The organism is Amycolatopsis eburnea (genome assembly GCF_003937945.1).
GTDB lineage: Bacteria > Actinomycetota > Actinomycetes > Mycobacteriales > Pseudonocardiaceae > Amycolatopsis > Amycolatopsis eburnea.
On the sequence record NZ_RSEC01000060.1, the window covers coordinates 716,093 to 729,632 of the forward strand.

Sequence of the window (13,540 nt, forward strand, 5' to 3'; positions counted from 1 at the left end):
GCCTTCACCGGTTCAGAGCGGCCGGCGGGCGAACTCCCGGCTAATTCCGGGTGACGTCCAAACTCGCTTCGCCGCCGCGGATCTCCCCGAGGTGCAGGTGGTAGCCGAGGAAATCGATGTCGACGCCCTGGAAGAGGGACACGCTGATCCCGTTCGACAGGAAGGTCACGGAATTGTTGTCGACCTTCTGCACGTGCAGTTCCTGCCCGCCGAGGTCGACTTTGCCGCCACTGGTGAGGTTGAAGTGACACGACCGGTCCTCGCACCCCAGATCGATCAAATGGTCACAGCCGGCCACCGAAAAGGCAGTGACCAGAGCGAACACGCACACCACGATCCCACGACGCATTTCGATCCCCCGATATCGGTTTTCGATCAGGCTGATGGCAGGACGCACGGAATGAGGATGGTGATTTCGGTGGGGCCGCCGGCCGGGCTGTCGATTTCCACGACCCCGTCGAACGCCGCGACCCGCCGCTGGACGCCGGCGAGCCCGCTGCCGCGGCCGAAGTCGGCGCCGCCCTTGCCGTCGTCGGCGACGACGACCTTCAGCGCGCCCGGCCGGTAGGTGACGCTGATCCGCACGCGCTTGGCCGCCGCGTGCTTGGCCGCGTTGGCCAGCAGTTCGGCGACGGAGAAGTAGACCGCCGACTCCAGCGCCGCGTCGGGCCTGCCGACCAGGCCGACCTCGACGTCGGTGGGCACCGGCGCGTCCATCGCGAGGTCGTCGAGCGCGGCGCCGAGCCCGCGGTCGGCGAGCATCGGCGGCTGGATGCCGTGCACCAGTCCCCGCAGCTCGCGCAGGGCGGCCGCGGACAGGTCACGCGCACCCGCCAGCTGGCGGCGGACCTCGTCGAGGTCGGTGTCGAGCAGCATCTCGGCGGTGCTGAGCGACATGCCGATCGCGATCAGCCGCGCCTGGGCGCCGTCGTGCAGGTCGCGCTCGATCCGCCGCAGCTCCGCGGCCTGCGCGTCGATGGCCGCGGCCCGCGTCGCGAACAGCCGCTCGACCCGCCGGGTCAGCAGCGCGCGCTCGTCGGGCGCCAGCAGCCACCGCGTCCAGGCCTCGTGCAGGCTGACGGCGCCGGGCGCGGCCACCAGGCCCAGCACCAGCAGCGCGAGCCCGGCGACGGCGGTCCCGGCGACCCCGGCCGGGGTGTCCACCGGCAGCGGGAAGTACCACCCGTCGGTCGCCAGGTGGGGCGCGGTCAGCGGCGAGACCAGCAGGAACGCCCCGAACGCGGCCAGCGCGACCGGAACGGCCGCGAGCAGGCCGCCGGTCAGCGGGTTGACCACCAGCCAGCACAGGTCGCGCCAGGTGGCCGGGTCGGTGAAGAACCAGCGGCCGCGGCGCTGGGCGAGGGAGATCCAGCGGGACTTGTGGAAGTCGTAGCCGTTCCAGTACCAGCCGTTTTCGGTGCGTTCCAGCGCCGGCAACGGGAGGTACGGCGATTCGATCGCGCGGCCGTAGAGCAGCGGCGCGCTTTTCCGGGAAAGGGCGGGCAGCACCCGGCACGCGGGAATGGCGACCAGCACGGTCAGCCCCGCGGCGGCGACGTATTCCGGCAGCCAGATCACCGCGGGCAACGTGAGAACGCACACCTGCGCGGCCGCGAACAGCACGAAAACGAGCAGCCGCGCCATTCCGGCGAAGCCGCGCCGGACGGCCGACGCGCTCCGCTGGGGAATCGTCGACATCGGCAGATCATACTCTCCGCGGGAGAGTGTTCCCGGTCGGCTCATCGCGTCCCCCATCCGCCCCGGACGCACCCGATCGGGTCCGCTCGCACTCGAGGTCGTCCCAGTCTGAGGTGCCCCGGGGAACGGGACAATCGGCTTAGGCCACACATAGGGGTATAGCCAGCCCTACCCCTATGTTCGGTCTAACAGGCTCACGCCGACCAGCACCGCGACACTACCGTTGTCCAGGCAAGCGGCGCCACGACGCAAGCGAATGGCACCGGAAACGCGACCGAACTCGCGATGACCCAGGAGCAGCAATGAACGAAGCCGGTATCCAGCGCACGCAAGCGGGCACGCAGTCCCACGCGGAACCCCGGAACCCGCGGCTGGCGTTGTTCGCTTCCGCCGCGTTCGACCTGATCGTCCCCCTCGCCGTCTACTACATCCTGCGCCAGAACGGCGTCCCGCTGTTGACCGCGGCGATCATCGGTGGCATCGTCCCGGTGGTCCGCACCGTGTACGTCTTCGCCCGGTACCGCAAGATCGACGGGCTCGGCCTCTTCATGGTGACGATGATGGTGATCGGTACCGCGGTTTCCCTGATTTCCGGTGACGCCCGGTTCTTCTTCGCCAAGGACGGCTGGCTGACCGCCATGTTCGGCATCTGGATGCTGATCACGCTGTTCTTCGAAAAGCCGTTCTTCCTGCACGCCGGCGTCAGCATCGCCCGCACCAAGCGCGGCGGCGCCGGCGCGGAGGTCTGGGAGCGCCGCTGGGACACCGAGCCCAAGATGCGCCACGGGCTGCGCCTGCTGACCGTGGTCTTCGGCGTCGGCATGATCGTCGACGCGGTCGTCCGCGTCGTGCTCGCCTACTCGCTGCCGCTCGACGACATCAACCTGGTGACGACCGTGCAGTGGATCGTGGTCCTCGGCGGGCTCATCGGCTTCATGGCCTACTACACCCGCAAGCACGACCTGCGTGCCTGAGGGCCCCCGGCCGACCACCGCACTCCGAGGAGCTTTCCCATGGCACACATCGCGCTGCTGAACATCCCCGCGTACGGGCACGTCATGCCGACGCTGGACGTGGCCGCCGAGCTGGTCCGCCGCGGTCACCGCGTCACCTTCGCCACCACCGACCAGTTCGCCGACCTGGTGGCCCCGACGGGGGCGCGGGTCCTGCGCTACGAGTCGTCCTTGACGCCGAAGCCGCGCACCGAGGCCCCGCCCGCCGACTTCGCCGCCTGGCTGCCGCTGGTGCTGGTCATGGAGAGCACCGCGACCATCCCGGTGTTCGAAGCGGCGTTCGCCGACGACAAGCCGGACCTGATCCTGTACGACCGCACGGTTTACGCGACCGGGCGGGTGCTTTCCGCGAAGTGGGGCGTGCCCGCGGTCGAGCTGTTCCCGTCCTTCGCCTACAACGACGAGTGGTCGCTGGCGAAGTTCCTCGGGGAGGAAAACGGTTTCAGCGAGGACCACCCGGCGCGCGTGGCGTTCCGCGAGAAGATCGCGGAGCTGACCGCGGCGCACGGCGTCGGTGAGATCACCCCCGCCGACTTCGCCATCGGCCGCGAGGAGTTCGCGCTCGCGTTCGTGGCGAAGGAGTTCCAGTACCGCGGCGAAACGTTCGACGACCGCTTCGCGTTCGTCGGCCCGTGCCTGGGCGACCGGGCGTTCCAGGGCGACTGGCAGCCGCCGTCGGACGGCAAGCCCGTGCTGCTGGTTTCGCTCGGCACGGCGTTCAACGACCGCCCGGACTTCTTCCGCGCCGTCGTGACGGCCTTCACCGGCGAGAACTGGCACGTCGTGCTGTCGATCGGCACCCTCGACCCGGCGGAGCTGGGCGAGCTGCCGCCGAACTTCGAAGCGCACGCCCAGGTGCCGCAGCTGGAAGTGCTGAAGCACGCTTCGGTCTTCATCACCCACTCCGGCATGGGCGGGACGATGGAGGCGCTGTACTTCGACACCCCGATGGTGTCGCTGCCGCAGAGCGTCGAGCAGGCCGCCGTCGCCCAGCGCGTCGCGGAGCTCGGCCTCGGCACCAGCCTCACCGGCCAGGAGCCCACTCCGGAGCTGCTGCGCGAAGCCGTGCGCGCCACGGCGGGCGACGAGCGGATCGACGCCGCGGTCGCCGCGATGAGCGCGAAGGTGCGCGCGGCCGGCGGCGCCGTCCGGGCGGCCGACGAGCTCGAGCGGCACCTCAAGCGCGTTTCCTGACCCGCTGGTTCGTCTCCGGACCAGCCGCCAGTGGGGAAGGGCCGAGGTTGTCCCCCAGCACCACGGCCCTTCCTCACCCCCGTCTGCCCTTTCGACCCTGATTTCCCTGGAGGACCAGCGTGCAGGACGCTGTGGTGGTGCGGGACCTCGTGAAGAGGTACCCGAAAGCAGAACGGCCTGCGGTCGACGGCCTCGGCTTCACGATCGCCGCGGGCGAGGTCTTCGGCCTGCTGGGCCCCAACGGCGCGGGCAAGACGACGACGGTCAGCATGCTGACCACCCGCGCGCTGCCGACGTCCGGCCGGGCCGAGGTGGCCGGCATCGACGTCGTCAAGCACGCGACCGCGGCCCGCCAGGTGCTGGCCGTGGTGCCGCAGCGCAACAACCTCGACCAATCGCTCACGGTGCGGCAGAACCTGCTGTTCCACGCCGCCTACCACGGCATGGGCCGCGCGCAGCGGCACCGCCGGGCCGACGAGCTGATCGAGTGGATGGGCCTCGGCCCGCGCGCGAAGGCCCGGGTGGACGAGATGTCCGGCGGCCAGGCCCAGCGCGTGATGATCGCCCGTGCCCTGATGCACCGGCCGAAGGTGATGTTCCTCGACGAGCCGGCGACCGGGCTGGACCCGCAGTCAAGGCTGTTCGTGCACGAGCGCGTCGCCGAGCTGACGGCCGAAGGCGTCACCGTCGTCGTCACCACGCACGACATGGAGGAGGCGGCCAAGCTGTGCGACCGGGTCGGCATCGTCGACCACGGCAAGCTGCTGGCCCTCGACACCACCGAAGCGCTGACCCGGTCGCTGCCGGGCAACACGACGCTCACCGTGGGCGTCACGCTGGCCGACGCGCCCGCCGAAGCCGTCGGCAAGGAGCTGGAGCTGGTGCCCGCCGTCGTCCGGGTCGAGCGGCTCGCCGCGACCGGCCGGGCCGCCGCCGACGAGAGCGCCGTCCAGTTCCGCCTCTACACCGAAGCCGAGCCGGCGTCGCTGCTGCCCGGCGTGCTGGCCGTGCTGGGCCGCGAGCGGTGCGAGGTCACCGGGATCTCGTTCGGCAAGCCGACCCTCGAAGACGTGTTCATCTCCATCACCGGACGGGACCTGCGATGACCGCCACGACGCTCACCCCGCCGCCCGGGCTCGGCACCGGCACCGGCCAGGCCGGCAACCCCGGCCAGGCCCGCGCGTTCTTCGCCGTCCTCGGGCGCGATGCCTTCGTCACCGGGCGGGAGCTGCTGCCGTTCCTGGCGCAGATGCTGATCCAGCCGCTGTTCCTGCTGTTCATCTTCGGCAAGGTGCTCTCGCAGATCGGCTACGCGGGCGCCGGCTACGCGCAGATCCTGCTGCCCGGCATGGTCGCGATGAACGCGTTCACCGGGGCGCTGCAGAACACCGCGCTCCCGCTGGTGCTGGACTTCTCGGTGACCAGGGAGATCGAGGACCGGCTGCTGGCGCCCCTGTCGATCCGCCTGGTGGCGGTCGAGAAGATGCTGTTCGGCGCGATCCGCGGCGTCATCGCCGGCCTGGTGATGATCCCGATCGGCCTGCTCATCCTCGACGGCGTCAGCTGGGACCCCGCGGCCCTGCCGGGTGTCGCCGGCGTGGTCGCCCTGGGGTCGCTGGCCGGCGCGGCGGTGGGCATGGTGCTCGGCACGATCGTCCCGCCCCGGCACATCAACCTCGTCTTCACGATCCTGCTGGTCCCCCTGATCTTCACCGGCTCGGGCCAGTTCCCGTGGCTCAGCCTGTCCGGTTTGCGGTGGTTCCAGGTGATTTGCGCGGCGAACCCGCTGACGTACGTGTCGGAAGCGCTGCGGCGGCTGGTGATGCCGACGCAGGTCGAGTCGATCCCGCTGTGGATCTCCGTGCTGGTCATGGTGGCCGCGACGGTGCTCTTCGGGATCATCGGGATCCGCGGCTTCCTGAAGCGTGCGCTGGACTGACTCGGGGTAACCGGGCGGACGCGCCGACGGTACGGTTGGACCACCCAGCCCCGGCCCCGCCCGGCCCGGAAACCCAGGAGCGGTTCGTGCGCGTTGTCCTCGCGGAGGATCTCTACCTGCTTCGAGACGGCATGACCCGGCTGCTCGAGGCGAAGGGGTTCACCGTGGTGGCCGCGGTCGGCAACGCGACCGAGCTCCTGAAGGCGATCGACGACCACGAACCGGACATCGCGGTGGTGGACGTCCGGTTGCCCCCCAAGTTCAGCGACGAGGGCGTTCGCGCGGCCCTGGAGGCCCGCCAGCGGCGTCCCGGGCTGCCGGTGCTGGTGCTGTCCCAGCACGTCGAGCAGACGTACGCGCGAGAGCTGCTGGCCGACGGCGCGGGGGCGATCGGTTACCTGCTGAAGGACCGCGTGCTCAACGCGGACCAGTTCGTCGACGCGCTGCGGATGGTGGCGGCGGGCGGGACCGCGATGGACCCCGAGGTGATCTCGAAGCTGCTGGCCAGCCGATCCCGCCGCGACCCGCTGGAGGCGTTGACGCCCCGCGAGCGCCAGGTGCTGGAGCTGATGGCGGAGGGCCGGTCCAACGCGGCGATCGCGCAGCGGATGGTGATCAGCGAGGCCGCGGTGGGCAAGCACACGGCGAGTATTTTCACGAAGCTGGACCTGGCCCAGCACGAGGACGACAACCGGCGGGTGCTGGCGGTGCTGACGTACCTGAGCAGCAAGGTGCCGAAGCCCTAGCCGGCCGCGGCCCGCAATGTCATGAAAGAGTCGTTCATCTCGCCGGACGAGGTGAAAGGGTCGTTCATGACGTCCAGGCCAGGGCCAGGACCCGGCGCCGGACACGCCGAAGGGGACCTTCCGCCAGTCGCCTGGCAGGAAGGTCCCCTCAACGCCCGATCAGCAGCCGTAGAACTTCCGGACCCGGTCGGTGATGTACTCCTGGTCCGCCTCCGTCAACGACGTGTACGTCGGCAGGTACAGCCCCTCCTCGGCGAACCGGTTCGCCTTCAGCGACGGCCAGACCGGGTCGAGGTACATCGGCTGCCGGCTCATCGGCTTGAAGAACACGCGGGTCTCGATGCCCTCCGAAGCCAGGAACTCCCGCAGCTCCTCCCGCCGCTCGCACAGCAGGTCGTACATCCACAGCACGTCGCGCCGCGGCATGAGCGTCACCCCGGGCACGTCCCGCAGCCGCTCGTCGTAGCGCGCCTCGATCGACGCCCGCAGTTCGAGGATCGAGTCCAGCTTGCCCACCTGCGCCACCGCGACCGCGGCCTGCAGGTTGGTCATCCGGAAGTTGTAGCCGACCTTCTTGTGCAGGAACGTGTGGTCCCGGTTGAACGCCATCCCCCGCAGGTGCTTCATCTGCGCGGCCAGCCGCGCGTCCGACGTCAGGCAGATCCCGCCCTCGCCCGACGCGATGATCTTGTTGGCGAACAGCGAAAAGCACGCGATGTCCCCGACCGGCCGCACCCCGTGCGCCTCCGCGGAATCCTCCACCACGCGCAGGTTGTACTCGTACGCGATCTCCATGATGGCGGCCATGTCGCACCGGCGGCCGTAGACGTGCACCGGCATGATCGCCTTGGTGCGCGGGGTGATCTTCGCTTCGATCAGCGACACGTCCAGGTTGAGGTCGTCGCCGCAGTCGACGAACACCGGGGTCGCGCCGGTGTAGGTCACCGCCCACGCGGACGCGATCATCGTGAACTCGGGGACGATCACCTCGTCGCCCGGGCCGATGCCGAGCGCGCGCAACGCCAGCGTCAGCGCCGTCGTGCCGGACGAGCACGCCACGCCGTGCTCGACCCCGTTGTACGCCGCGAAGGCCTCCTCGAACCGGGCCACGTACGGGCCCTGTGAGGAGATCCAGCCGCTCGTGACGGCTTCGGTGACGTTGGCCAGCTCGGCTTCGTCCAGGTACGGCTGCGAAACCGGGTACTTGACGGACATGCCCTTCCCTTCCCCGCTCACCGGACCGCGGCCAGCACGGCGTCGGCCGCGGCCGCGGCGCCGCCCGCCGACCGGAAGCGGTCCGCCCAGTCCTCGGCGTTCGCCGTGAACTCCTTCTCCTCCAGCAACCGGCGCAGCTTCGCGACGATCGCGTCCGCGGACACGGCCTCCTCGTGCGAAAGCACCAGCCCGCAGCCGCTGTCGAGGACGCGGGCCGCGTGGTCGTGGCAGTCCATCCAGAACGGCTGCACGAGGCCCGGCTTGCCGAAGTACACGCCTTCGTACGCGCTATTGCCGCCGCCGTGGTTGTAGTAGACGCGCACGTGCGGGTGGGCCAGCACGTCGAACTGCGACGGCACCCAGTTCTCCAGGCGCACGTTCGCGGGCAGGTCCGCCGGCAGCAGCGCGCGCTGGGCCTTGGGCAGCTTCCACAGCACGTGGTGCTCCGGCCCGAGCTTCCGCGCCGCTTCGGCGATCGCCGTCACCTGCGGCGCGGTCAGCCGCATGTGGGTGCCGAACGCCAGGTAGACGACCGACTCGTGCTCGTCCAGCCAGGCCGACAGCGCCGGGTCCGGAGTCACGGCCTCGGGCAGCGGCGGCACGACCGGGCCGACCATCTTCAGGTGCGACGGCGCCGCGGCGAACGGGTACTCCATGCCGAACACCGAGTACGCCAGGATCGCCTGCGCGCGGTCGGCGTAGGCGGACTGGCCCGCGGTCGCGTTCACGATGCCGGCTTCCTTGCGGGCCTTGGTGAACTGCACCGCGGGCACCTTCGTGAGCATGCCGAGCAGCAGCCGCAGCCGGAAGCCGAGGTTCGCGAGCTTCTGGCGGCCGGACAGGTCGCGCGGCAGCCCGGTGTTCGGGCTCGGGTAGCTCAGCGGCAGGCGGTCGGCGAAGACCTCGCTGACCGAGATCGGCACGCTGTAGACGTACGGGATGTTCCGCGCGATCGCCGCGTCGGTCGGGTAGACGCTGGAGGAGTCGATGACCATGAGCGCCGGCTTCACCTCGTCGACGACGGCCAGCGCGCGCTCGTACATCGTCACCATGATGCTCGCGTCGGTGACTCCGCTCAGGTACGCGATCACGTTCTGCGGCCGCGCGGTGAGGGCGCCGGGCTTCGCGGGCTGCGTCGCGGCGGCGTAGAGGTCCGGGTCCCACTCGCCCGGCGGGCGCTCGAGGCGCTCCCCGAACGAAACGAACTTCACCGGGTTGTCGGCGGAGATGGCCTCGACGGCCGCGCGGCGGTCCTCTGTGGACGCGAAGTACAGGTCCGGCACGCCGCGGCGGGCGAGCTCGCCCGCGATGACCAGCAGCGGGTTGATCATGCCGGCGTCGGCGATCGACGCGAACAGGATGGGGGTCATCGGCTCACCAGCTCCCGGCGAGCATCAGCTCGCTGTACTTGTGCTCGTTCGACGCCTTGCGCAGGTCGGCCTCGACCATCATCCGCATCAGCTCCTCGAAGTCGACCGTCTGCTTCCAGCCGAGTTCGGCGCGCGCCTTGTCCGGGTTGGCGCAGAGGGTTTCGACCTCCGCGGGCCGCACCAGGGCCGGGTCGATGACGACGTAGTCGTGCCAGTTCAGGTCGACCGCGTCGAAGGCGATCTGGACGGCGTCGCGGACCGAGTGCATCTCGCCGGTGCCGACGACGTAGTCGGTCGCGGTGTCCTGCTGCAGCATCAGGTGCATCGCGCGGACGTAGTCGCCGGCGAAGCCCCAGTCGCGCACCGCGTCCAGGTTGCCGAGGTAGAGCTTGTCGCGCAGGCCCAGCTTGATCTCCGCCACCGCCATGGTGATCTTGCGGGTGACGAACTCGGCGCCGCGGCGCGGCGACTCGTGGTTGAACAGGATCCCGGACACCCCGAACATGCCGAAGGATTCGCGGTAGTTCTTGGTGATGAAGTGCCCGTAGGTCTTCGCGACGCCGTAGGGGCTGCGCGGGTGGAAGATGGTCTGCTCGTTCTGCGGGGTCTCGGCGACCTTGCCGTACATCTCCGACGACGACGCCTGGTAGAACCGGATCCCGCCGCCGGTCGTGGGCCGGGACTTGTCCAGCCCGCACACCATCCGGACCGCTTCGAGCACCCGCAGCACGCCCATGCCGTTCACCTCGGTGGTGAGTTCGGGCTGCTGCCACGACATCGGCACGAACGAGATGGCCGCGAGGTTGTAGACCTCGTCCGGCTGCACCAGGTCCACCGCGGACACGAGGCTGACCTGGTCCATCAGGTCGCCTTCCACGAAGTGCAGATCGGAGACCAGCCTGCTGATCCGCGACTTGCGCGGGTTCGCCTGGCCGCGGACCAGGCCCCAGACCTGGTAACCCTCGGCGAGGAGGTGTTCGGCCAGGTACGAACCGTCCTGCCCGGTGATGCCCGTGATCAACGCACGCTTCGCCATGAATGTGCCTTCCCTTGCCACGTAACGAGTAGAGCCCCCGCCGTGGCGTCGTCCGGCCGCCTTGCGAGCAGCTTCGGTGAACCCTGCCGCCGCGAAAATCGCGCTGTACCGCCGAATCCGCGTCCGGTGGTCGGCAACGACGTCCACGCTCGCGCCACGCCGCCGCGAAGTCAAGGAGATCGGCGCCAAGTCAATGGCCCGCCCCTACCCCGAGGGGAACGGCCTAGGGGCGCCACGGAAAACCTAGGGGTGGGGCCGAAACGCGCGAAGGAGCCGGGGCCCGCCGAAGCGGGTCCCGGCTCCTCCGGACCGGACTCAGCGGCCGGGCGGTACCGGCCGCAGCGGACGGCGCACCGGGGGCACCGCCTGGTGGTTGACCGCCACGGGCTGGCGGGGCGCGCCGGGCAGCCGCTCCTGCTGCTCTGGCACCCGCAGCTGCGGTTCCGCCGCCAGGTCGCGGCGCCGGGTGACGCTCAGCTTGCGGTAGACGCGCGTCAGGTGCTGCTCCACGGTGCTGACGGTGATGTAGAGCCGGCTCGCGATCTCCCGGTTGGTGTGCCCGCGCGCGGCCAGCCAGCCGACCCGCTGTTCGGCGTCGGTGAGCAGCTTGACGTCGGCGGGCGCCACCGCGCCGCGGAGGGAGACCACGACGTCGTCGTTGCCGCCGTCGAGGAAGGACCGCCGCAGCAGCTCCGCCCCGCACTCCTTGGCCAGCGCCCGCGCGTCCCGGCTCGCCGTGCGCGCCGTGACGGGGTCGCCGCCGGCCCGGCTCAGCTCGGCCAGCGTCCGGGCCAGTTCCAGCTTGGCACCGGACTTTTCGAGCGCGTCGGCCGCTTCCTGCATCAGCTTCGGCCGCTGCGCCGGGTCGGCCACCAGCGCCAGCGTCCGCAGCGTGATGCCCCGCGTGCGGTCGCCGCAGTCCGGCCCGAGCTTCGCCGCCTGCGCCTCGGCGAGCTCCCTCGCCTTTTCGCGGTCACCCAGCTTCAGGTAGACCTCGGCGGCGCTGGAGCGCCACGGCACCAGCGACGGCTGGTCCAGCTCCCAGCGCGCCATCTGCTCCCCGCAGGCGAGGAAGTCGTTCAGCGCGGTCGGGAGCCGGCCCGTCGCGAGGTAGTAGTGCCCCCGAGCGTGCAGGTAGTGCAGGCCGAACCGGGTCTCGCCGAGCGCGTCGGGCACCGGCTGGTTGAGCAGCTCCGCCGCCTCGTCGAACCGGCCCATCTCGGTGAGCGCCGCCAGCAGCGTGGCCAGCGGGGCGCCGACCCCGATGCCCCAGGCCTCCGGCGTCATCTTCGTCAGCGCGAGCTTCGCGTTGCGCGCCGCGAGCGGGAGGTCGCCCTGGCGGAGGGCGACTTCGGCGCGCAGCTCGGCCAGCGAAGCCTGCCACGTCGGGGCCGGGCGCCCGGCGGCCTGCGCCATCAGGTGCTCGGCCCAGGTCGCGGCCTTGTCGAGGCGCTCGGCGTAGATCAGCACCGTGGCGGCGAACACCAGGTGCCGCAAGCTGGTGTCGGTCATCCGGGTGCCTTCGAGCACCTGCTCGGCGTCGAGCACGGCGGCCTCGGTCGGGCCTTCGCGCACGGCGCTGGTCAGCGCGCCGACCGCCTTCTGCTGCGAGTTCACCGCGAGCCCGAGCCGCGGCGCGGCCGAGTCCCCGGTGCAGGTCGCGAGCATCGGCTCGACGAGGTGCCGCATCCCCGGCACCGAGCTGGCCAGCCACGAGTCGAGCGTGAGCAGCTCGCCGCGGGTGCGCCGGTCGGTGGAGTCGACGAGGTCGCCGAAGGCGTTCGCGATCTCCACGGCCTCGTCGACCCGGCCGAACCAGAGCAGGAACTCGAAGATGCCGACCACCCGGATGCCCGGCAGGTGTCCGGCGCGGGTCGCGTGCACCAGCTCCGGCAGCCGGCGCATCGCCTTCGCCGGGGTGGTCCGCCATTCGATCTCGGCCAGCGACGCCTTGGCGATCGCGCGGTCGCGGTCGTCGGTGCAGCAGCGGCTGGCCAGCGCGATGCAGGCGCGGGCCAGTTCGACGTCGTCCTCGAGCAGCGCCGCCTCCGACGCCTCGGACAGCAGGTGCTCGGTCCACGGCTCGTCCAGGTTCGCCGCCACGACGTGCGCGGCGATGGCGGTCGGCCGGGCGCCCTGGTCGAACAGCAGGCGCGCGGCCTGGCCGTGCAGGGCGGACCGGACACCGGGGTCGAGCTCGTCGAGCACCGCGGCGCGGGCCTCGGCGTGGCGGAACCGGTGCCCGTCGAGGACGCCGGCCGACTCCAGCGCCTTCCGCACCGGCTCGGTGGTGGCCGGCGCGAAGGAGACCATGCCGCCGGCCAGCGGGACCAGCGACTGCTCGCCGTCGCCGAGGACGGCGAGCGCCCTGGCGAGTTCGAGCGCGCGCGGCTCGCTGGAGTGCAGGCAGCTGAGCACCGCGTGCCGGTAGGCGGCCCCGGCGACGACCCCGCCCGCGCCCGCCGCCCTGGTGTCCTGCACCAGCGCGGTGGCCAGCAGCGGGTTGCCGCCGCTGACCGCGAAGCACTCCGCGGCCAGCGCGTGGGCCTTGCCTTCGTCGAGCTTGCCCGCCAGCAGGACGCCGACGCCGTTGCGGGACAACGGGGCCAGCCGCAGCTGGCGGCAGTGCGGCCGCCGCATCAGGTCGACGTGGCGCACCGGGCGCCGTTCGCCGGGGTCCGCGCGTTCGGCGAGCAGCACGAGCACCCGGGCGGGCCGGATGCGCCGCGCCATGTGCTGCAGGAACTGCAGCGACGCGGGATCGGCGTAGTGGGCGTCGTCGACGCAGATCACCAGCGGGGTCTCGGCCGACCAGCCGATCACCGCGCTGGACAGGCGGTGCAGGAACCGGCTGTCCAGCAGCGTCGCGTCGGCTTCGGCGTCCTCCACGTACGCCGAAACCTGGTCGACGATGTCCGCGCGGACACCCGGGGTGTGCACCAGCTGGGAAACGACGCCCAGCCCGACGGCGGTTTCCGACCGGGCGCCGGAGGCGGACAGGACGACCGCGCCGGTACCGGCGGCCTGCCTGCCGAACTCCTCCAGCAGGGCCGTTTTCCCGCTGGCGACCGGACCGAGGACGAGGCCGACACCGCCGGCCCCGGAATGGCAGTCGGCGAGCATCTGACTCAGCGTCGCCGTTTCGAAGTCACGTTCGATGAGCATGACGGAACTTCCCCCAGAAATTCTCTGTGTGTTGGACTCCTCTGATCCACGGCCGGAACGACGGCCCCCAGGCCGCCGGCTCCCGTTGTTCTCCGTGAATCACCAGCACAGCCACGTGTGCGGGCGGGCAAAGGCCGCCGCACGCATTGCTTCACGGCAATCAC

General features: G+C 71.0%; 11 protein-coding genes. 5 read left to right on the top strand and 6 right to left on the bottom strand.

What is annotated here, in order from left to right; translation table 11 throughout:
- Nucleotides 1-40 precede the first annotated feature (40 nt).
- Complete coding sequence (locus EIY87_RS38600) at nt 41-397, bottom strand: hypothetical protein (RefSeq protein ID WP_125314856.1); 357 nt, start codon at nt 395-397, stop codon at nt 41-43.
- Nucleotides 376-1,698 (bottom strand): sensor histidine kinase, encoded by a 1,323-nt coding sequence (locus tag EIY87_RS38605; RefSeq protein WP_158641439.1) that lies wholly within the window; start codon nt 1,696-1,698, stop codon nt 376-378. Before EIY87_RS38605 ends, EIY87_RS38600 begins: the two co-directional genes overlap by 22 nt.
- Nucleotides 1,699-2,000: 302 nt before the next feature.
- On the opposite strand from EIY87_RS38605, the gene EIY87_RS38610 reads away from it, so the two are divergent.
- The 5 genes from EIY87_RS38610 to EIY87_RS38630 all read left to right on the top strand — a co-directional run bounded on the left by EIY87_RS38610 (nt 2,001) and on the right by EIY87_RS38630 (nt 6,590).
- Entirely contained in the window at nt 2,001-2,672 is a 672-nt protein-coding gene (locus EIY87_RS38610; protein ID WP_086863354.1) for a VC0807 family protein, read from the top strand.
- 39 nt (nt 2,673-2,711) lie between these two features.
- Complete coding sequence (locus EIY87_RS38615) at nt 2,712-3,905, top strand: macrolide family glycosyltransferase (protein ID WP_125314858.1); 1,194 nt, start codon at nt 2,712-2,714, stop codon at nt 3,903-3,905.
- Nucleotides 3,906-4,024: 119 nt separating this feature from the next.
- Entirely contained in the window at nt 4,025-5,011 is a 987-nt protein-coding gene (locus EIY87_RS38620) for an ABC transporter ATP-binding protein (RefSeq protein WP_125314859.1), read from the top strand.
- Nucleotides 5,008-5,844: an ABC transporter permease gene (locus EIY87_RS38625; RefSeq protein ID WP_125314860.1), complete on the top strand. Its 837-nt coding sequence runs from the start codon at nt 5,008-5,010 to the stop codon at nt 5,842-5,844. Before EIY87_RS38620 ends, EIY87_RS38625 begins: the two co-directional genes overlap by 4 nt.
- Nucleotides 5,845-5,930: 86 nt before the next feature.
- On the top strand, nt 5,931-6,590 hold the full coding sequence (locus EIY87_RS38630; RefSeq protein WP_125314861.1) for a response regulator: 660 nt from the start codon (nt 5,931-5,933) through the stop codon (nt 6,588-6,590).
- 159 nt (nt 6,591-6,749) lie between these two features.
- Here EIY87_RS38630 and EIY87_RS38635 read toward each other — a convergent pair whose 3' ends face one another.
- From EIY87_RS38635 to EIY87_RS38650, 4 genes are all read right to left on the bottom strand, one after another.
- Complete coding sequence (locus EIY87_RS38635; RefSeq protein ID WP_125314862.1) at nt 6,750-7,805, bottom strand: DegT/DnrJ/EryC1/StrS family aminotransferase; 1,056 nt, start codon at nt 7,803-7,805, stop codon at nt 6,750-6,752.
- Nucleotides 7,806-7,822: 17 nt separating this feature from the next.
- Nucleotides 7,823-9,175, bottom strand: coding sequence for a glycosyltransferase (locus tag EIY87_RS38640; protein WP_125314863.1), 1,353 nt, complete (start codon nt 9,173-9,175; stop codon nt 7,823-7,825).
- Nucleotides 9,176-9,179: 4 nt separating this feature from the next.
- Nucleotides 9,180-10,211, bottom strand: a complete 1,032-nt coding sequence (locus tag EIY87_RS38645) for a GDP-mannose 4,6-dehydratase (RefSeq protein ID WP_125314864.1) — start codon at nt 10,209-10,211, stop codon at nt 9,180-9,182.
- 315 nt (nt 10,212-10,526) lie between these two features.
- Entirely contained in the window at nt 10,527-13,376 is a 2,850-nt protein-coding gene (locus EIY87_RS38650; protein WP_125314865.1) for a helix-turn-helix transcriptional regulator, read from the bottom strand.
- Nucleotides 13,377-13,540 lie beyond the last annotated feature (164 nt).